We start from the raw sequence: 18,407 nt of genomic DNA, 5'->3' as shown, positions 1-18,407 counted from the left end.
GCCGGGCGACCACCCCGCCGCCCCGCCGCCCGCCGCCCGTCCTGCCCGGCGCCTGTCCGCCGCCCGTCATGCTCGGCGCGCCCGTCCGCCGTCCGCCGTCCGCCGCCCGTCCTGCCCGGCGCCCGTCCTGTCCGGCGCGCCCGTCCTGCCCGGCGCCCGTCCGCCGCCCGTCCTGCCCGGCGCGCCCGTCCGCCGTCCGCCGCCCGTCCTGCTCGGCGCGCCCGTCCGCCGCCCGTCATGCCCGGCGCGCCCGTTCGCCGCCCGGGGCCCCTTCGCCCGGCGCCTTTTCGCGCCCGGCCGCCTCACCTCGCGAGTGCCGCCCGGTGCACCGCGAGCACCAGCCGCTCGTTCTCCGGGGCCGCGCCGCCCGGGAAGGCGAACCGGCGCCGGGTGTAGCCGTAGGCGAGGCCCGCGCGCGGATCGGCGAAGGCCTGCGACCCTGCCGCCCCCGAATGACCGAAGGACCCCGCGCCGAGGAACGGGTACGCGGTGTCCGCCGTCGCCTGGAAACCCAGGCCGAACGCCTTGTGCACCCGGGACACCAGGTCGTGGCCCACCGAGTGGATCTGCCCGAACTCCGCGACCGTGTCCGGCTTCAGCAGCGGCGCGTGCTCGCCCACCTCGCTGATCGCCGCCGCGTACATCCCCGCGAGACCGCGCGCCGACGCCACCCCGCCCACCGACGCCGGGCCCTTCTCCCGCACCAGCCGCTCGTTCGGCAGGCTCTCCAGATCCGTCGGCAGCGCCGCGTGCCGGTTGAAGGCGACGGCCGACAGCGACTGCGGCCCGGCGGGCGACGCGTCCAGCAGCGCCCGCTGCTCGGGCGTCGGCGCCATCGGCAGCGTGCTGCGGAACCGGTGCTCGTGGGCGGCCGGCAGCCCCAGATGGAAGTCGAGCGCGTACGGGGCCCTGACCCGCTCCTCGTACACCTCCTGGAGGGTGCGCCCGGTCGCCCGCCTGACCACCTCACCGGTCAGCGCCCCGATGACCATCGCGTGGTAGCCGAAAGCGGTGCCCGGACGCCAGAACGGCCGCTGATCCGCGAGGCGTTCGGCGATCTGCCGGTCGTCGGCCAGCTCGGCGGGCGTGAACCCGGTGTCCGTGCCGACCAGTCCGGCCCGGTGCGCGAGCAGCTCCCGCAGGGTCAGCGCGCCCTTGCCCTCGGCGCCGAACTCCGGCCAGTAGTAGGTGACTTTGCGGTCCAGCTCCAGGGTGCCCTCCTGCACGAGCAGCGCCACCACCAGATGGGCGGCGCCCTTCGTGGACGAGTAGGCCGCGTACAGGGACGTCGCGTCGGCGCCGTCACCCGCCCACAGGTCGACGACCCTGCGGCCGTCCACATAGGCGCACAACTGCCCCTCGTAATCGGGCCGTTCACCCGCCACGAAGGCGGCGAACTCCTCACGTACCGTGTCGAAGCCGTCGGCGACGGTGCCGTGGATCCTCAGTGTCATCCGCATCTCCTCACCTGAACCGCCGCTCCCGTGAACCGCGGTGACCGGGGGCTTCCTGAGACGATACGGCGCGAAGGGGCCGTTCGACTCAACCGCGACAACGGGGGCGTGGCGGCCAGGTGGGACACCGGGACCGCGGACCCGCGGCCGCGCGGACGGGTGGCGGCCCACCCGGGGTGTTCCCCGTGCCCGCACCTCCCCTAGGGTTTCCGCATGCGAGATCTTGCGGCGGGGTTCGGTTATCTGCTGAAGGGCCAGCGGTGGGTGGCCCGGCACGGCAGGCAGTACGGGTTCGGGCTGCTGCCCGGACTCATCACCCTGGTGCTCTACCTCGCGGCCCTGATCGCCCTCGCCGCCTGGGGCGCCGACTTCGTCGGCTGGGCCACGCCCTTCGCCGACGACTGGTCGAGCCCCTGGCTCGGCCTCTTCCGCGGCTTCCTGACCGCCGTCCTGTTCGCCCTCAGCCTGCTCCTCGCGGTCCTCACCTTCACCGCCGTCACCCTGCTGATAGGCCAGCCGTTCTACGACAGCCTCTCCGAGACGGTCGACCGGGACGTCTCACCCGACTCCACCGCGCCCGAGTCGCAGCAGCCGCTCTGGCGCGACCTGTGGATCTCCGCCCGGGACAGCCTGCGCATCCTGGTCCGCGCCCTGATCTGGGCGGTCCTGCTGTTCGCCCTCGGCTTCGTGCCGTTCGTCGGGCAGACGGTCGTCCCGGTGATCGGCTTCTTCGTCACCGGGTTCTTCCTCGCCGAGGAGCTGGCCGCCGTCGCCCTCCAGCGCCGGGACGTCCAACTCCGCGAGCGGCTGGCCCTGTTGCGCTCCCGCAAGACCCTGGTGTGGGGCTTCGGCACGCCGCTCGGCCTGGCGTTCCTGGTGCCGTTCGTCGCCGTGTTCCTGATGCCGGGCGCGGTCGCGGGCGCCACCCTGATGGCCCGCGACCTGCTCGGCGAGCCCATCGAGGAGGGCGGCCACCGGGAGGACGCCGACCCGGCCGGCGCGGGACCCCACGAGACCGGCGCCGGACCGCTGAACTGACGTCGTCCGTCCGTCAGTTGCGCAGCGCCATGGCGAGGATCGCCCGCAACTGCGCGATGATGTCCAGCCGGTTGCGCACGAACTCCGGGTCGGAGACCGTCCCGGTCGCCGGATCCGTGTTGCCCGCCCCGAACTGGAGCACCGGCGTGTGCACATGCCCGCCGGGCAGCGTGTCGCGCAGCCCGAGCCGGTCGCGCAGCAGCGTCGCCCGGTAGGCGACCTCGTTGGACAGGTAGTCGCCGCCGCCCCCGGCCCGCGCCGCCGACCCCGGAGTCGGCCCGTCGGGACGGACGACGGGCTCGGTGCCGCCCGCCGGTACCTCCGTCACCGTCGTGTTGTCGTACACCGGGAACCGGCCGGTGACGGCCGCCGTGATCGCCCGGTACGGCAGTGTCGTGGTCGTCCACTGAGGCTGCGAGGCCGGGTCGGTGACCGGCACGGTCCCGGTGCTCCCGACCGTCTCGTTGTCCGGGAAGCCGCCCCGCCAGGCCCCGTTGGTGCGCTCCACGTCGAACCGGCCGACCCGGCCCTGGCTCACCGTCGTGAACAGGTCGGCCGTCCGCAGGTACGGCCGCAGCGCCCGCTCCACGGTCCCGTCGGCGAAGTCCCGCCAGCGCACCGGGAACACCACCGTCTCCACCCGCGCCGGGCCCCGCGGGGTGCGGATCACCGTGCCGTCCAGGGCGAGCGCGGTCGCCCCCGACGGGTTGGAGATCCGGATGTCACGGTCGAGTGTGAACGGGTCGAACCCGGTCACCACCACCCGCCTGAGCCCCTTCCCGGCGGGCAGCCGTACATCGGTCTGCCCGCGCGAGGTCCGCTCGACCACCTCGATCAGCGCCGCCCGCCGCGCCTCTTCGAGCCTGAACTCCGGTTCCCAGGTGCGGGCTTCGCGGGTCATCGCGAGCCGCGCCCAGTACAGCGGCCGGTCGTCGTCCCGGCTCAGGTCCCCGCCCGCGGGGCCGCGCCCCTGCGCCCGGTCGACGGCCCGCCGCCACAGCGCCGACCCCTCCCGCACGGCGGCCCGCCGCGCCTGCGCGTAGGACCGCGCGTGCGCCAACTCCCGTGCGAAGCGCGGCGCCACGCCGTCGAACCCGGACCGCTCCAGGATCTCCCGGGGCACGGCGAGGTCGAGGCGCCGCTCCTCGACGGTGGGGGAGGGGGCGGCCGGCGCGGCGGAGGCGGAGCCCACCGGCGCGCAGACTCCTGCCAGCAGTGCGAAGCCGAGGGCACCGATCCGAACACGTGTTACCTGCACAGCGGTTCTGTCCTTCCGTCGCCGTGGGGTGCGTGGTGCGGGACGGGCGCAGTATCACCCGCGGGGTCCGCTCCACGCCATGGGGCCGATGGCGGGAGGCAGCCGTCGGGCGACGAGACCGGCACCGTCCGGGACCGGATGCCCTCGCCGCTCAGCCCCCGTCGCCTCGGCCCGTCTCCTCGCCCAGCAGCCGCAGGAAGTCCCGGAACGCCCCCGGCATGTCCACCGCGTCCGGGTCGAGGAGCCACTGGTACTGGAGGCCGTCCATCACCGCGACCAGCAGCGGGGCCGTGCGTTCCGGGGTGAGGCCGTTGGGCAGGCGGTCGCCGTACGCGGCGCGCAGGGCCGTCGTCATCGTCTCCCGCACCCTGGTGTACCGCTCGGTGAAGTACCCGCGCGCCGGATGCCCCTCCGTGACGCTCTCGCCGAGCAGCGCCGAGAAGGTCTGGACGATCCCGGGCCGCATCGCGTTGTACTCGACCAGCGAGGTCAGCAGATCGACCCGCCACGGCGTGTCCGGTACCGCGTCCCACTGGTCGCGCTCCTCGAGGACGGCCACCAGCAGCGCGTCCTTCGTCGGGAAGTGGTGCAGCAGCCCCTGCTGGGTGAGCCCGACCCGCTCGGCGACCGCCGCCATGCTCGCGCCCCGGTAACCGCGCTCGGCGATCACTTCGAGCGCCGCCCGCACGATCTCCGCGCGCCGCGCCTCGCGCCTGGCCCTGCCGTTCATGGCGTCACCGTACGTCATCACCCCACCCGTCACATTACGGCAGGGTAACGAAACCTACCGGTCTACTGGTAACGGATGCAGGATGGAGCCACTGCACGGACCGACGAGGAGGCACCTGATGGCGGGAACCCCCGGAACACTTCCGCAGGACCTGGCGCGGGAGGCCGCCGTGACGGCGGCGCTCGCCGCGCTCGACCTGGACGCCAAGGCCAGGCTGCTCTCGGGCCAGGACATGTGGTCGCTGCCCGCCCTCCCCGAGATCGGCCTGCGCTCCCTCGTCATGTCGGACGGCCCGATCGGCGTCCGGGGCGTGCGCTGGAGCGCCGACGACCCGTCCGTCGCGCTGCCCTCCCCGACCGCCCTCGCCGCCACCTGGGACCCCGCACTGGCCCGCAGGGCGGGCGTCCTGCTCGCCCAGGAGGCCCGCCGCAAGGGCGTCCACGTGCTCCTCGCCCCCACCGTCAACCTGCACCGCTCACCGCTCGGCGGCCGTCACTTCGAGGCGTACAGCGAGGACCCGCGGCTCACCGGACTGATCGGCGCCGGCTATGTGGCGGGCGTGCAGTCGGGCGGTGTCGGCACCACCGTCAAACACTTCGTCGCCAACGACGCCGAGACCGACCGCTTCACCGTCGACAACCGGGTCGGCGCACGCGCGCTGCGCGAGCTGTACCTCGCCCCGTTCGAACTGATCGTCGAGAACGCCCGCCCCTGGGGCATCATGACCGCCTACAACGCGGTCAACGGCACCACCATGACCGAACACCGCCACCTGGTGAACGAGGTGCTGCGCGGCGAGTGGGGCTTCGACGGCTGCAACGTCTCCGACTGGATGGCCGCCCGCTCCACCCGCGGCGCCGTCGAGGGCGGCCTCGACATCGCGATGCCGGGCCCCGACACCGTGTACGGCGCCCCGCTGGCCCGCGCGGTGCGCGCCGGCGAGGTCGAGGAGTCCGCCGTCGACGACGCCGTCCGCAACGTCCTCAGACTCGCCGCCAGGGTCGGCCTCCTGGACGGCGCCGAACCCGCCGTCCCCGAGCCGCCCGCCGCCGTCGACGGCGCCGCCCTGGCCCGCGAGATCGCCCGCCGCTCCTTCGTGCTGGCCCGCAACGAACGCGCCGCCCTGCCGCTGCGACCCGGCACGGTCGCCCTGCTCGGCGCCGCCGCCCGCGACGCCCGGGTCCTCGGCGGCGGCTCCGCGACGGTCTTCCCCGCCCGGGTCGTCTCCCCGCTCGACGGCCTCACCGCGGCCCTGCCCGAAGGCGCCCTGCGCTACGCCGTCGGCGCCGACCCGGCCACCGAACTCGCCGTCGCCGACCAGGGCTTCACCCTGCGGGCGAGCTGCCGGAACGCGGCGGGCGAGGTCATCGGCACCGCCTCCGCGCCCAACGGGCAGATCCAGTGGATGGGTGCGGACCTGCCCGAGGGCGTCACCCACGACACCCTGCACACCGTCGAGCTGACCGGCACCTTCACCCCGCGCGACAGCGGCCCGCACCGCTTCGGCGTCAAGGGCACCGGCGCCTTCACCCTCGCCGTCGACGGCACCGTCCGCTTCGACGGCGTCCAGCGCCCCGCCGACGACTTTGACCCCTTCGAGGCGTTCTTCGGCGCCCCGGTCGAGCGCGCCGAGGTCGAACTCACCGCGGGCGCCCCGGTCGAGGTGTCCCTCACCCACGTCGTCGAGCTGCCCGAGGGCATCCCGATGAAGGTCGTCGCCTTCGCCCTCGCCCACCAGGAGCCCGAGCGCGACCCCGACGAGCTGATCGCCGAGGCCGTCGAGGCGGCCCGCGCCGCCGACACCGCCGTCGTCGTGGTCGCCACCACCGACCGCGTCGAGTCCGAGGGCTTCGACCGCGCCGACCTCGCGCTGCCCGGCCGCCAGGACGACCTGGTCCGCGCGGTCGCCGCCGCCAACCCGAACACCGTCGTCGTCGTGAACTCAGGCTCCCCGGTCGAACTGCCCTGGCGCGACGAGGTCGCCGCCGTGCTGCTGAGCTGGTTCCCGGGGCAGGAGGGCGGCGCGGCCCTCGCCGACGTCCTCACCGGCGCCCACGAGCCGGGCGGCCGGCTCCCCACCACCTGGGGCCCGCTCTCCGCGGCACCGGTCACCCGGGTCACCCCCGAGAACGGCGAACTTGCGTACACGGAGGGCGTGTTCATCGGCTACCGGGCCTGGGAGAGGCAGGGCCGCACCCCCTCCTACCCGTTCGGCCACGGCCTCGGCTACACCGACTGGACCTACGAGTCCGTGGACGTCGACGGCACCACCGCCCGCGTCCGCGTCCGCAACACGGGCGACCGCCAGGGGCGCGAGGTCGTCCAGGTCTATCTGGCCCCCGCCGCCCCCGACGGCGACCGCCCGCACCGCTGGCTGGCCGGCTTCGCCGCCGTCGAGGCGGCACCGGGCGACCACGCCGAGGCCGTCGTCACGCTGCCGCGCCGGGCGTTCGAGATCTGGGACACCACGGAGAGCCGCTGGTCGTTTGTGAAGGGTTCGTACGAGATCCAGGTCGGCCGGTCGATCACCGACCGCAGGATCACCGCGACGATTAACGTCTGAGCCGGGAGCGGCCTCCCCCATGAGCAGCCCCGGCCCGGGACCTGACCCCTGGGCCGGGGCTCGTGGCCTCAGGGGCTCGCGGCCTCAGGGACCCGGGCTCAGCGCGTCCCGAACCCGTACACCGTCTCCGAGCGGTACACCTCGCCGGGACGCAGCACCGTGCCGGGGAACTCGGGCCGGTTCGGGGAGTCGGGGAAGTGCTGGGTCTCCAGCGCGATCCCGGCGCCGGGCGCCAGCGGCGCGGCCAGATGGTCGCCGGTGTACAGCTGGAGGCCGGGCTCGGTCGTCGCCACCGTCAGCAGCCGCCCGGACGCCGGGTCGTACAGCTCCGCCACCGTACGGGCCTCGGCGCCCACCCCGCCGTCCAGCGCGAAGTTGTGGTCGTAGCCGCCGCCCACCTTGCGCGGCTCACGGAAGTCGAAACGGGTGCCCGCCACCTCGGCCAGGGCGCCGGTCGGGATCAGGTCGGCGTCGACCGGCGTGTACCGGGAGGCGGCGAGCCGCAGTTCGTGACCGCCCGGCTCGCCCGTGCCGCCGAGGTCGAAGTAGCTGTGGTTCGTCAGGTTCACCACCGTCGGCGCGTCCGTCACCGCCTCGTACGTAAGGTGCAGCGCCCCCGCCGCGTCCAGCGCGTACGTCGCCGAGACCTCCAGGCGGCCGGGGAAGCCCTCCTCGCCGTGCGGGCTGACCCGGGAGAGCCGCAGCCCGTGCCGCCCGTCCCGCGCCACCTCCCAGACCCGCTTGTCGAAGCCGCGCTCCCCGCCGTGCAGCGAGTTCGGCTCGTTGTTGCGCGCCAGCGCGTACGTCGCCCCGTCCAGCGGGAACCGGCCGCCCGCGATCCGGTTCGCGTACCGGCCCACCAACGCGCCCAGATACGGCTCCGGATGACGGAGGTAGCCGTCCAGGTCGGCGAACCCCAGCACCACGTTCCCGACGGTCCCGTGCCGGTCGGGGACCTCGACCGACTGCACGATCCCGCCGTACGACAGGACCCGCACCCGGACGCCGGCCCGTTCGAGGGTCCAGCGGTGCACCGGCGTGCCGTCGGAAAGTGTGCCGAAAAGTTCATTCATGAGCGGAACCCTAAGTCACTGCTTCTCGGCCGTGACGATCCGGTAAGCGATCTCGGCCAGCCGCGCCTGCCCGCTCACACTCGGGTGGAACCAGTCCCACGGGCTGAGCGCGTCGGTGCCGAACCGGTAGGCGTACACCGCGCCCCCGTCGAACCGGCACCGCCGGTCCTTCGCGCACACCTGGGCCAGCACCTCGTTGTACGCCTCCACCCGCTCCCGCACGGTCTCCCTGCGCCGCGTGGCCGCCGCGTCGACGGCGTCCGCGTCGGCCAGCATCGACGGGCAGATGCCCAGCTTCCACACCTGCTTGCCCAGCGCGTTGGTCCGCCCCTGCGACCACAGCCGCTTCAGGTCGGGCACGCTCGACACGTACACCTGCGTCTTCGGCAGCGCCTCGCGCAGGCCCGCGAGCGCGGCCGTGAAGTCCGCCCGGAACGCGGCCACCGACGTCATCGCCGACGTCGACGAGCGGCACGCGTCGTTCGCCCCGATCATCACCGTCACCAACTGCGGCCGCTTCGCCTCCGCCGCCGCGAGCTGCGCCGGCAGGTCCGCCACCCGCGCGCCCGTCTCCGCGTAGTTCCAGCTGTGCCCGGCCGCCCGCGTCCGGCCCAGCAGCCGCACCGCGAGACTGTCCACCTCCGCGCTGTCGCCCGTCGCCCACGACACCTCCGGGCAGTCCGACAGGACCGTGCACGCGTCGAACCCACGGGTGATCGAGTCCCCGACGGCCACCACCGAGTTCGGGCTGACGTCCCACACCGGGACCGGCGACGGCTCACCGCCCCGCGCCCGAGCGCCCCCCGAACCGCCGGAGGCGTCACAGCCCGCGGCACCCAGGACGGCCGCCGCGACGGCGGCGAGAACGGTCCGTGAGCGCAGGCCACGCTTCCGCATCGGCTGGTGATCCCCTCGGTCGGCGTACAGAACCCTCTCACCCATCACAACGCGCGGGGGTTCCCGGACCGCGGACCACGCGACGCCCACCGCCGCACAAGCGTCCTGGCGGGTGAATGGCGGACGCTCGACGGCAGCGGGACCGACGGTACGTCACACTCCTTGCGCCGCCGCACGGTAGCCTCGCCATCAACGTGGCCGACCGGTCACGGCAGGCCGCCAGATCGCAAGATGTCCCGCACTGCACGGAGGTCCCGGTGACGACACGTGGAGTCCTGTACGTGCACTCCGCGCCGCGCGCGCTGTGCCCGCATGTCGAATGGGCCATCGCCGGCGTCCTCGGCACGCGCGTCAACCTCGACTGGATCAGGCAGCCCGCCGCGCCCGGCACCTGGCGCTCGGAGTTCTCCTGGAAGGGCCAGGTCGGCACGGCGTCCAAGCTCGCCTCGGCGCTGCGCGGCTGGCACCTGCTGCGCTTCGAGGTCACCGCCGAGCCCTGCGCCAACGCCGAGGGCGAGCGCTACAGCTGCACCCCCGACCTCGGCATCTTCCACGCCGTCACCGGCATCCACGGCGACATCCTCATCCCCGAGGACCGGCTGCGCGCCGCCCTGGGGCGCTCCCAGCGCGACGAGACGGACCTGGCGGCGGAGATCGCCAAACTCCTCGGCAAGCCCTGGGACGACGAACTGGAGCCCTTCCGCTACGCGGGAGAGGGCGCCCCGGTCCGCTGGCTCCACCAGGTCGTCTAGCGGCCCCGGAGGCGCTCAGGACCGGCGCTTCCGCGCCTCCCGAGGGACGCGAGGCCGTCTACTTCAGGGGCGCGGGGAACCGCGCGGCCGGCCCGCCGACGCCCGCACCCGCCCCCACAACGGCGAACGGCCCGCCCCCCGAAGGGAAGCGGGCCACTCGACCGGGACGAACAGCGCGGCCGGAAGGGCTCAGACCGTACGGAACGCCAGCACCACGTTGTGTCCGCCGAACCCGAACGAGTCGTTCAGCGCGGCGATCCGCCCGTCGACGGGCAGCTTCCGCGCCTCCCCCCGCACGACGTCGGCCGCGGCCTCCGCCTCCGGGTCGAGGTTCTCGACGTTGATGGTCGGCGGCGCCAGCCGGTGGTACAGCGCGAGCACCGTCGCGACGGTCTCGACACCCCCGGCCCCGCCGAGCAGATGACCCGTCATCGACTTCGTCGCCGACACGGCCATGTGGTCGACGTCGTCGCCGAACACCTTCCGCAGCGCCTTCAGCTCCGCCACGTCCCCCGCGGGCGTCGACGTCGCGTGCGCGTTGACGTGCACGATCTCCGCCGCGTCCAGGTCGGTGCGGTCCATCAGGTTCTGCAGGGCGTGCGAGATGCCGCGCCCCTCGGGCTCCGGCTGCACGATGTCGTGCGCGTCGGCCGAGATGCCCTGGCCGACCGCCTCCGCGTACACCCGGGCGCCACGCTTGGCGGCGTGCTCGGCGGACTCCAGGACGACCACGCCCGAGCCCTCGCCGAGGACGAACCCGTCACGGGCCACGTCGTAGGGACGCGAGGCGCCCTGCGGGTCGTCGTTGTTCTTGGACATCGCCATCATGTTGCCGAACGCGGCGATCGGCAGCGGGTGGATCGCCGCCTCCGTGCCGCCCGCGACGACGACGTCCGCACGGCCGGTGCGGATCATCTCGATGCCGTAGCCGATGGCCTCCGCGCCCGACGCGCACGCCGACACCGGGGTGTGCACGCCCGCGCGGGCGCCCACGGCGAGACCGACGTTGGCCGAAGGACCGTTCGGCATGAGCATCGGCACGGTGTGCGGGGAGACCCGCCTGACGCCCTTCTCCTTCAGCACGTCGTACTGGTCGAGGAGGGTCGTCACCCCGCCGATGCCGGAGGCGATGACGGCGCCGAGACGGTCGGGGTCGACCGCCGGGTCGTCGCCCGCCTTGGCGGTGAAGCCGGCGTCGGCCCACGCCTCCTTGGCCGCGATCAGCGCGAACTGCGCCGAGCGGTCGAGGCGGCGGGCCTGCGGCCGGGGGATGACCTCGGACGGGTCCACGGCGACCGGCGCCGCGATACGGACCGCCTGGTCGGCGGCCCAATCCTGTTCGAGGGGCTTGACACCGGAACGTCCGGCGATCAGGCCCTCCCAGGTAGAGGCTACGTCGCCACCCAGCGGTGTGGTTGCGCCGATACCGGTGACGACCACGGTGCGATTGGTCGGGCTCACGGGAAATCTTTCTCCAACGTTACGAGGAGGACCATCCCCGCGTTGCCGCGGGGAACGGCGCCACCGCCGGGTGGCGGGGCCTTGCAGTGGCCTAAGGGGTGACTCAGGCCTGGTGCGTGAGGATGTAGTCGGTGGCGTCGCCGACCGTCTTGAGGTTCTTGACGTCCTCGTCCGGGATCTTGACGTCGAAGCGCTCCTCGGCGGCGACGACGACCTCGACCATGGACAGCGAGTCGACGTCCAGGTCGTCGGTGAAGGACTTGTCCAGCTGGACGTCCTCAACCGGGATGCCGGCGATCTCGTTCACGATGTCGGCGAGACCGGCGACGATCTCTTCCTGAGTGGCGGCCATGTCAGGCGCTCCTTCTTAGTGATTCCAGAGGGTTGGGCAGTGTGTCCCGCACCGGACGACACGATCATCCGGCACGGAGTGCCTAGGGGAGGGTAACGACCGTCGCGGCGTACACGAGACCCGCCCCGAAGCCGATGAGGAGTGCGGTGTCGCCGCTCTTCGCCTCACCGGTCGCCAGGAGCCGCTCCATGGCGAGCGGGATCGAGGCGGCCGAGGTGTTGCCTGTGGTGCGGACGTCACGCGCGACCGTGACGTGCTCCGGCAGTTTCAGTGTCTTCACCATCGAGTCGATGATCCGCTCGTTGGCCTGGTGGGGGATGAAGACGTCCAGGTCGTTCGCGGTCAGCCCGGCGGCGTCCAGCGCCTCCTTGGCGACCTTCGCCATCTCGAACACGGCCCAGCGGAAGACCGCCTGGCCCTCCTGGGTGATCGCGGGGAACTTGGCGACCTCGCCGTCGCGGTAGTCCGTCCACGGCACGGTCTGCTTGATGGTCTCGGACTTGTCGCCCTCCGAGCCCCACACCGTCGGGCCGATCGCCGGCTCCTGCGCCGGGCCGACCACGACCGCGCCCGCGCCGTCACCGAACAGGAAGGCGGTGGCCCGGTCCTCCAGGTCGGTCAGGTCCGACAGCCGCTCCACGCCGATGACCAGCACGTACTCGGCCGAGCCCTCGACGACCATGCCCTTGGCGAGGGTCAGCCCGTAGCCGAAGCCGGCGCAGCCCGCGGAGATGTCGAAGGCGGCGGCCTTGTCGGTGCCGAGCTTGTCGGCGATCTCCGTCGCCACCGCCGGGGTCTGCTTGAAGTGCGAGACGGTGGAGACGATCACACCGCCGACCTGCGCGGCGGTGATCCCGGCGTCGGCGATCGCCTTGCCCGCCGCCTCGATCGACATCGCGGCCACGGTCTCCTCGTCGGAGGCCCAGTGCCGGGTCTCGATGCCGGAGCGCGAGCGGATCCACTCGTCGGACGAGTCGATCGTCTCCAGGATGACCTCGTTCGGCACCACCCGGACCGGCCGGTAGCCGCCGACCCCGAGGATCCGCGCGTACGGTGCGCCCTTGCTGGGCTTGATCTTCGCCATCAGAGCTCCTGTCGGGCACCGTGCTCGGCGATGAGCGCGCGAGCGGCGTCGAGGTCGTCGGGGGTCTTGAGGGCCAGCGTCGCGACGCCGGGCAGGGCGCGCTTGGCGAGGCCGGTCAGGGTGCCGCCTGGGCACACCTCGATGAGCGCGGTCACACCGAGCTCCTTGAAGGTGTCCATGCACAGGTCCCAGCGGACCGGGTTGGCGACCTGCCCCGCCAGCCGCTCCAGCACCTCGGTGCCGGTCGCGACGGCCTGTCCGTCCTTGTTGGACACGTACGTGAACCGGGGGTCGCCGGGGGTCAGCTCCTTCGCCGCGCGGGCCAGCGTGTCGACCGCGGGCGCCATGTGCACGGTGTGGAAGGCGCCGGCCACCTTCAGCGGGACGACGCGGCGCACCCCCTCGGGCTTGTCCTCGGCCAGCGCGGCCAGCTGCTCCAGGGTGCCCGCGGCCACTATCTGGCCCGCGCCGTTGACGTTGGCCGGGGTCAGACCCAGCCTCTCCAGGTGCGGGACGGTGACCTCGGGGTCGCCGCCGAGCAGCGCCGACATGCCGGTCTCGGCGCGCGTGGCGGCCTCGGCCATGGCCAGGCCCCGCTTGCGGACGAGGGCCAGCGCGGCGGCGTCGTCGAAGACGCCCGCGTAGGCGGCGGCGGTGATCTCGCCGACACTGTGGCCCGCGACCGCGCCCGGGGTGATGTCACCCAGTGCCGCGGCGGACACGAGACCGGCGGCGACCAGCAGCGGCTGGGCGACGGCCGTGTCCCGGATCTCGTCGGCGTCGGCGAGCGTGCCGTAGTGCACCAGGTCGAGGTCGATGGCCTCGGACCAGGCACGCAGACGGGCCTCGACACCGGGAAGGTCGAGCCAGGGGGTCAGGAAGCCGGGCGCCTGGGCGCCTTGGCCGGGAGCGACGAGTACGAGCACTCTCACACTCTCTCTTGGTTACGGGCACGGCCGCCCGTGGGGACAGGGACGAAGAACGGCAGGGGGTTTTGTGGACCCCCGACAAAACACTAGGCCGGTAGATCCCCATCGGCCAGACGCCCCAGGATCAGCGCGATCCGCAGCGTGAACGCCGAACGTACATCCGAAGGCGACCACCCGGTGACGTCAGTCACCCGTCGGAGCCGGTAGCGCACGGTGTTCGGATGGACGAAGAGCATCCGCGCCGCGCCCTCCAGACTGCTCGCCTGTTCGAGATAGACGGCGAGCGTCTCAAGGAGCGCCGAGCCCGCCTCTTCGAGCGGTCTGTAGATCTCCTCCACCAACTGCTGGCGGGCCCCCGGATCGCCCGCGATGGCGCGCTCCGGCAGGAGATCGTCCGACAGCACCGGCCGGGGCGCGTCCTGCCAGGCGGAACACGCCTTGAGCCCGGCGGCGGCGGCCTGCGCGGAGCGGGTCGCGGCCAGCAGGTCGGGGACCACCGGCCCGGCGACCACGGGGCCGGCCGCGTACGGGCCGATCAGCGACTTGGCGACGGCGAGCGGATTGTCGCTGCCGCCCGCGATCACCACCAGGCGGTCACCGAGGACACCGGTGAGCACCTGGAGCTTGGCGTGCCGGGCGGCCCGCCTGATGGCCTCCACGGTCAGCTCGGAGTCGCCGTCGGGGGCGGTTCCCAGCACCACGCAGACATGCTCGGGCGCGTGCCAGCCGAGCGCGGCGGCCCGGCTCACCGCGCCCTCGTCGGCCTCACCGCTGAGGACGGCGTTGACGACCAGCGACTCCAGGCGGGCGTCCCAGGCACCGCGTGCCTCGGCGGCCTGCGCGTACACCTGCGCGGTCGCGAAGGCGATCTCCCGCGCGTAGACGAGCAGCGCCTCGCGCAGCACGTTCTCGTCGCCGGGGGCGGCCACCTCGTCGATGGCGCTCTCCATGACCTCGATGGTCGTGCGGACCATCTCCACGGTCTGGCGCAGCGTGATGGCCCGGGTCAGCTCGCGCGGCGCGGTCCCGAAGACGTCGGTGGAGATGGCCTGCGGGGCGTCGGGGTGCCGGAACCACTCGGTGAACGCGGCGATGCCCGCCTGCGCGACCAGACCGATCCAGGACCGGTTCTCCGGCGGCATCGCCCGGTACCACGGCAGCGTCTCGTCCATGCGCGCGATGGCGTGGGCGGCGAGACGTCCGGAGGACTTCTCCAGACGCTTCAGGGTCGCGGGGTGCGGATGGGCGCCTTGCGCGACGGCTTCGGGCTCGTGGGCTTCTGGTTCGGGCACGTGCACAAGACTGCCTCATCGCGACGGCGCCGCGCGCCGCCGGGTCTACCGTGGGGTGCGTGATGGATGTGCGGCGCGCGGCGGAGCGCTATCGGGGCCAGGACACGCCGGACGGCGTGGAGTCGTGGCACGCCCTCTCCTTCGGGCCGTTCTACGACCCGGACAATCTGCGCTTCGGCGCGGTCCTCGCCTGCAACGAGGAACGGCTCGCGCCGGGCGCCGGGTTCGACGAGCACCCGCACAGCCACACCGAGATCGTGACGTGGGTGGTGGCGGGCGAGCTGACCCACCGGGACTCGGCCGGCCACCGCACCACGGTCCGCGCCGGTGACGTGCAGCGGCTCAGCGCCGGCTCCGGGGTGCGGCACGTGGAGCGCAACGACGGCCCCGAGCCGCTGGTGTTCGTCCAGATGTGGCTGGCCCCGGTCGACCCCGGCGGTGACCCGGCCTACGAGATCGTGCGCGGCATCGCCGACTCCACCCCGTACGCCGTCCCGGAGGCCGCCGCGCTGCTCCACGTGCGGCGGCTGGTGGCGGGGGAGCGGACGGCGGTGCCCGGTGCGGCGTACCTCTACGCGCACGTGGTGCGCGGCGAAGTACGCCTGGACGGAGTCGAGTTGGGGCCCGGGGACGCGGCGCGGATCACGGAGGGCAAGGAGTCCGAGGCGGTCGCCGTGACGGCGGCGGAGCTGCTGCTGTGGGAGATGGCGCCCTAACGTGACGCGGCGGCCGCCTCCGCGAGGACGGCGTCCGTGAACGGCGGCCAGACCTCCGCCGCCCAGGGGCCGAAGGCGCGGTCGGCGAGGGCGACGCAGGCGAGCCCGGCGGCCGGGTCGATCCACAGGAACGTACCGGACTGGCCGAAGTGCCCGAAGGTGCGCGGCGAGGACGAACCGCCCGTCCAGTGCGGGGACTTGCTGTCGCGGATCTCGAAGCCGAGACCCCAGTCGTTGGGGTTCTGGTGGCCGTAGCCCGGCAGGACGCCCTTGGTGCCCGGGTACTGCACGGTCATCGCGGCGGCCACCGTGCGCGGGTCGAGCAGCCGGGGCGCCTGGACCTCCGCGGCGAACCGCAGCAGGTCCTCGACCGTGGAGACGCCGTCCTTCGCGGGCGAGCCGTCCAGGGAGGTGTCCGCCATGCCGAGCGGCTCAAGCACCGCCTGGCGCAGATACTCGGCGAACGGGATCTCGGTGGCCCGCGCGATGTGCTCGCCGAGCTGCTCGAACCCGGCGTTGGAGTACAGCCGCCGCTCGCCGGGCGGTGCGGTCACCCGGTGCTCGTCGAAGGCCAGTCCCGACGTGTGGGCGAGGAGATGGCGGACGGTCGCGCCGGGCGGCCCGGCCGGTTCGTCCAGCTCGATCGCCCCCTCCTCGTACGCGACGAGCGCCGCGTACGCCGCGAGCGGCTTGGTGACCGAGGCCAGCGGGAAACGCCGGCCGAGCGGCCCGTGGCCGCCCAGGACCGTACCGTCGGCCCGTACGGCACCCGCGGCGGCGGTGGGAACCGGCCAGTTCTCGATCAGCGCGAGGCTCTGCAACGACATGCCGTCGACCCTATGCGCTCACAGCCGCAGCTCCAGCAACGGGTCGGGCTTGGGCAGGAAGCCCAGCGACCCGTACAGCGGCGCGGCGGCGGGGCTCGCCGTCAGCCGCACCCGGCGGGCGCCGCGCTCGCGGAACCAGTCGAGGAGCGCCGTCATCCCGGCGCGGGAGTAGCCGCGCCGTCTGGCGTCCGGGTCGGTGGCGACGCTGAAGACGAATCCGACGAGGCCGTCCGCGCCGTCGCTGTCCTTGCCGATCCGGTAGTCGACCGTCCCGGCGACCAGCGCGGCCAGCGCGCCCGGCCGTTCGGGGAAGTCGACGACGAAGGCGGCGAACGTGCCGTCCGCCTCGCCCAGCCGGGCGCGCAGCGTGGGCAGGGCCGCGTCGTGCCAGCCCGTCGGTCCCGGGCTCCCCGCCAGTTCGTCGATCATCACCTGGCGCAGCCGCAGCACCTCGGGCGCGTCCGCGGGCAGGGCTCGTCGTGCAACGGTCATGTCCCGCACGGTAGTCAGCCGGCGGCTCGGCCGTCCTGCCGATTTATCGCCGGTTCCGCTTGCCTGGAGTGCACTCGAAGGCCATAGCGTGGACCGTATGACGGTGATGGAGACCACCCGGACCGAGGCCGACACCTGCGGTGCCCCGCCCCACCCGCATCGGCTGCCCGACGGACAGGACCGCTACACGATCAGCGAGGTGGTCGCCGTCACCGGCCTCACCGCGCACACCCTGCGCTGGTACGAGCGGATCGGTCTGATGCCGCACGTGGACCGCTCCCACACCGGGCAGCGCCGGTACAGCAACCGCGACCTCGACTGGCTCGACCTGGTCGGCAAGCTCCGGCTGACCGGCATGCCGGTCGCCGACATGGTGCGCTACGCGGAGCTGGTCAGGGAGGGCGATCACACCTTCGGCGCCCGCTTCGACCTGCTGGAGTCGACCCGCACGGACGTGCTGCACCGGATCGCCGAACTCCAGGGCACGCTGGCCGTCCTGGACCGCAAGATCAGCTTCTACGCCGACGCGGGCCGCGCGCACGGGCGGGAGGCGGAGCAGGCCGGGGAACCCGTCTGAGCGCTCACAGCTCGGCGAGCAGCTCCGCCTTCTTCACCGAGAACTCCTCGTCGGTGACCAGCCCGGCCTGGTGCAACTCCCCGAGGTGCCTGATCCGTTCGGCGATGTCGGCGGGGTCCCGCCGGGCCGGTCCCGCGGGCACGGGGACCGCCGTCCCCGACGCCCTGGCCGCGGCCAGCACCGCCGCGGCGAACGGCAGTGACTCGTGCACCGGGCCGTAGCCGAGTCCGAAGACCACGGCGGCCGGGTCCTGGTCGGGCTGGGCCGGCCTGCCGCCCGCCACCGGTTCGCGGCCCAGCAGCCGCAGATGGCCCTCGAACGCCTCGGGCGAGCGCCACTCGACGCCGGCCAGGTCGGCCACCGCGAACGTCTGGTCGCCGGCCTTCCACTTCGCCGAGGACGCTCCCGTCCAGAACCACCGGAAGGTGACCGTCCGCCCGTCGAAGGAGGCCTTCGCGTCGTACGCCTTGAACTGGCGCGGCGTCTCGGGGGCCGCCACCAGGAACCGCTCGGCCGGTTCGGCGCCGTCGTCGGGGAGTCCGGCGCGCAGCTCGTCGGCGTAGTACTCGGCCAGCGTCTCCCGCTCGGCGGGCAGCACCAGCCGGTACGGATCGCTGCTGTCCTTCAGCTGTCCCGCCGCCGCCTCCATCAGCGGATCGGCGCCCGGCCTCGGCTCGGCCCGCAGCACGACCGTGCCGCGCCTGCCCGGGGTCAGGCTCACGCCCGACAGCGCGGCCAGCGGCACCCGGCGTTCCCCGAGCGCCTGGAACAGCTTGGGTGTTCGAATCCCCCGTTCGTAACGGATGAGCAGGGAGTCGGACTCGAACTCCCAGGCGGCATGAAATCCGGCCAGCACGTCACCCATGCGGCTCATCGTATGCAAGACGCGCTCCTTCGTCGCCACTCCGGGGG

18 protein-coding genes are annotated in these 18,407 nt (G+C 73.5%); 5 read left to right on the top strand and 13 right to left on the bottom strand.

Features of this window, described 5'->3' with window-relative positions; all coding sequences use genetic code 11:
• Window positions 1-302: 302 nt before the first annotated feature.
• Entirely contained in the window at window positions 303-1,454 is a 1,152-nt protein-coding gene (locus DDJ31_RS11810; protein ID WP_171480812.1) for a serine hydrolase domain-containing protein, read from the bottom strand.
• A 213-nt stretch (window positions 1,455-1,667) separates the two neighbouring features.
• Between DDJ31_RS11810 and DDJ31_RS11805 the strand changes: the two genes are divergently transcribed.
• The gene (locus tag DDJ31_RS11805; protein ID WP_127180315.1) at window positions 1,668-2,492 is read left to right on the top strand and encodes an EI24 domain-containing protein; all 825 of its coding nucleotides are present in this window, start codon (window positions 1,668-1,670) and stop codon (window positions 2,490-2,492) included.
• A 13-nt stretch (window positions 2,493-2,505) separates the two neighbouring features.
• Here DDJ31_RS11805 and DDJ31_RS11800 read toward each other — a convergent pair whose 3' ends face one another.
• Window positions 2,506-3,750: a pyroglutamyl peptidase gene (locus tag DDJ31_RS11800; protein ID WP_127180316.1), complete on the bottom strand. Its 1,245-nt coding sequence runs from the start codon at window positions 3,748-3,750 to the stop codon at window positions 2,506-2,508.
• Window positions 3,751-3,901: 151 nt separating this feature from the next.
• Window positions 3,902-4,498 carry a TetR/AcrR family transcriptional regulator gene (locus tag DDJ31_RS11795; RefSeq protein ID WP_127180317.1) on the bottom strand — a complete coding sequence of 199 codons (597 nt, stop codon included), beginning with the start codon at window positions 4,496-4,498 and terminating at the stop codon, window positions 3,902-3,904.
• 100 nt (window positions 4,499-4,598) lie between these two features.
• Here DDJ31_RS11795 and DDJ31_RS11790 point away from each other — a divergent pair, with 100 nt between their 5' ends.
• A complete protein-coding gene (locus DDJ31_RS11790) occupies window positions 4,599-7,043 on the top strand; it encodes a beta-glucosidase (protein ID WP_127180318.1) in 2,445 nt (814 codons plus the stop codon).
• 98 nt (window positions 7,044-7,141) lie between these two features.
• Here DDJ31_RS11790 and DDJ31_RS11785 read toward each other — a convergent pair whose 3' ends face one another.
• On the bottom strand, window positions 7,142-8,116 hold the full coding sequence (locus DDJ31_RS11785; RefSeq protein WP_127180319.1) for an aldose epimerase family protein: 975 nt from the start codon (window positions 8,114-8,116) through the stop codon (window positions 7,142-7,144).
• A gap of 15 nt (window positions 8,117-8,131) precedes the next feature.
• Window positions 8,132-9,013: an SGNH/GDSL hydrolase family protein gene (locus tag DDJ31_RS11780; protein WP_127180320.1), complete on the bottom strand. Its 882-nt coding sequence runs from the start codon at window positions 9,011-9,013 to the stop codon at window positions 8,132-8,134.
• 257 nt (window positions 9,014-9,270) lie between these two features.
• Here DDJ31_RS11780 and DDJ31_RS11775 point away from each other — a divergent pair, with 257 nt between their 5' ends.
• Window positions 9,271-9,765, top strand: coding sequence for a DUF3145 domain-containing protein (locus DDJ31_RS11775; protein WP_127180321.1), 495 nt, complete (start codon window positions 9,271-9,273; stop codon window positions 9,763-9,765).
• Window positions 9,766-9,954: 189 nt separating this feature from the next.
• On the opposite strand, the gene DDJ31_RS11770 is transcribed toward DDJ31_RS11775, so the two are convergent.
• From DDJ31_RS11770 to DDJ31_RS11750, 5 genes are all read right to left on the bottom strand, one after another.
• A complete protein-coding gene (locus DDJ31_RS11770; protein WP_127180322.1) occupies window positions 9,955-11,226 on the bottom strand; it encodes a beta-ketoacyl-[acyl-carrier-protein] synthase family protein in 1,272 nt (423 codons plus the stop codon).
• Between the two features lie 103 nt (window positions 11,227-11,329).
• On the bottom strand, window positions 11,330-11,578 hold the full coding sequence (locus tag DDJ31_RS11765; RefSeq protein WP_127180323.1) for an acyl carrier protein: 249 nt from the start codon (window positions 11,576-11,578) through the stop codon (window positions 11,330-11,332).
• 82 nt (window positions 11,579-11,660) lie between these two features.
• Window positions 11,661-12,662, bottom strand: a complete 1,002-nt coding sequence (locus tag DDJ31_RS11760; RefSeq protein ID WP_127180324.1) for a ketoacyl-ACP synthase III — start codon at window positions 12,660-12,662, stop codon at window positions 11,661-11,663.
• Window positions 12,662-13,588 carry an ACP S-malonyltransferase gene (locus tag DDJ31_RS11755; protein WP_127180325.1) on the bottom strand — a complete coding sequence of 309 codons (927 nt, stop codon included), beginning with the start codon at window positions 13,586-13,588 and terminating at the stop codon, window positions 12,662-12,664. The genes DDJ31_RS11760 and DDJ31_RS11755 overlap by 1 nt, the downstream gene beginning before the upstream one ends.
• Window positions 13,589-13,677: 89 nt before the next feature.
• Window positions 13,678-14,883 (bottom strand): PucR family transcriptional regulator, encoded by a 1,206-nt coding sequence (locus DDJ31_RS11750; protein WP_127180326.1) that lies wholly within the window; start codon window positions 14,881-14,883, stop codon window positions 13,678-13,680.
• Between the two features lie 59 nt (window positions 14,884-14,942).
• On the opposite strand from DDJ31_RS11750, the gene DDJ31_RS11745 reads away from it, so the two are divergent.
• On the top strand, window positions 14,943-15,599 hold the full coding sequence (locus DDJ31_RS11745) for a pirin family protein (RefSeq protein ID WP_164784989.1): 657 nt from the start codon (window positions 14,943-14,945) through the stop codon (window positions 15,597-15,599).
• Here DDJ31_RS11745 and DDJ31_RS11740 read toward each other — a convergent pair.
• Together DDJ31_RS11740 and DDJ31_RS11735 are read right to left on the bottom strand one after the other, a co-directional pair.
• Window positions 15,596-16,426, bottom strand: coding sequence for a serine hydrolase domain-containing protein (locus DDJ31_RS11740; protein WP_127180327.1), 831 nt, complete (start codon window positions 16,424-16,426; stop codon window positions 15,596-15,598). The genes DDJ31_RS11745 and DDJ31_RS11740 overlap by 4 nt on opposite strands.
• A gap of 18 nt (window positions 16,427-16,444) precedes the next feature.
• Window positions 16,445-16,918, bottom strand: coding sequence for a GNAT family N-acetyltransferase (locus DDJ31_RS11735; RefSeq protein WP_127180328.1), 474 nt, complete (start codon window positions 16,916-16,918; stop codon window positions 16,445-16,447).
• 97 nt (window positions 16,919-17,015) lie between these two features.
• On the opposite strand from DDJ31_RS11735, the gene DDJ31_RS11730 reads away from it, so the two are divergent.
• On the top strand, window positions 17,016-17,495 hold the full coding sequence (locus DDJ31_RS11730) for a MerR family transcriptional regulator (protein ID WP_127180329.1): 480 nt from the start codon (window positions 17,016-17,018) through the stop codon (window positions 17,493-17,495).
• Window positions 17,496-17,499: 4 nt separating this feature from the next.
• Here the strand turns inward: DDJ31_RS11730 and DDJ31_RS11725 are convergent, their stop codons facing one another.
• On the bottom strand, window positions 17,500-18,369 hold the full coding sequence (locus tag DDJ31_RS11725) for a DUF4429 domain-containing protein (protein ID WP_164785139.1): 870 nt from the start codon (window positions 18,367-18,369) through the stop codon (window positions 17,500-17,502).
• Window positions 18,370-18,407: the final 38 nt, after the last annotated feature.

This window comes from Streptomyces griseoviridis, assembly GCF_005222485.1.
GTDB classification, from domain to species: domain Bacteria; phylum Actinomycetota; class Actinomycetes; order Streptomycetales; family Streptomycetaceae; genus Streptomyces; species Streptomyces hintoniae.
This window is presented reverse-complemented; position numbering and strand designations above follow the sequence as displayed.

What these genes read in the sequence shown, in the direction of transcription:
- DDJ31_RS11765 (WP_127180323.1), bottom strand. Translation starts at nt 11,578, where the DNA reads ATGGCCGCCACTCAGGAAGAGATCGTCGCCGGTCTCGCCGACATCGTG.
- DDJ31_RS11810 (WP_171480812.1), bottom strand. Translation starts at nt 1,454, where the DNA reads ATGACACTGAGGATCCACGGCACCGTCGCCGACGGCTTCGACACGGTA.
- DDJ31_RS11785 (WP_127180319.1), bottom strand. Translation starts at nt 8,116, where the DNA reads ATGAATGAACTTTTCGGCACACTTTCCGACGGCACGCCGGTGCACCGC.
- DDJ31_RS11735 (WP_127180328.1), bottom strand. Translation starts at nt 16,918, where the DNA reads ATGACCGTTGCACGACGAGCCCTGCCCGCGGACGCGCCCGAGGTGCTG.
- DDJ31_RS11795 (WP_127180317.1), bottom strand. Translation starts at nt 4,498, where the DNA reads ATGACGTACGGTGACGCCATGAACGGCAGGGCCAGGCGCGAGGCGCGG.
- DDJ31_RS11725 (WP_164785139.1), bottom strand. Translation starts at nt 18,369, where the DNA reads ATGAGCCGCATGGGTGACGTGCTGGCCGGATTTCATGCCGCCTGGGAG.
- DDJ31_RS11760 (WP_127180324.1), bottom strand. Translation starts at nt 12,662, where the DNA reads ATGGCGAAGATCAAGCCCAGCAAGGGCGCACCGTACGCGCGGATCCTC.
- DDJ31_RS11805 (WP_127180315.1), top strand. Translation starts at nt 1,668, where the DNA reads ATGCGAGATCTTGCGGCGGGGTTCGGTTATCTGCTGAAGGGCCAGCGG.
- DDJ31_RS11740 (WP_127180327.1), bottom strand. Translation starts at nt 16,426, where the DNA reads ATGTCGTTGCAGAGCCTCGCGCTGATCGAGAACTGGCCGGTTCCCACC.
- DDJ31_RS11780 (WP_127180320.1), bottom strand. Translation starts at nt 9,013, where the DNA reads ATGCGGAAGCGTGGCCTGCGCTCACGGACCGTTCTCGCCGCCGTCGCG.
- DDJ31_RS11730 (WP_127180329.1), top strand. Translation starts at nt 17,016, where the DNA reads ATGACGGTGATGGAGACCACCCGGACCGAGGCCGACACCTGCGGTGCC.
- DDJ31_RS11790 (WP_127180318.1), top strand. Translation starts at nt 4,599, where the DNA reads ATGGCGGGAACCCCCGGAACACTTCCGCAGGACCTGGCGCGGGAGGCC.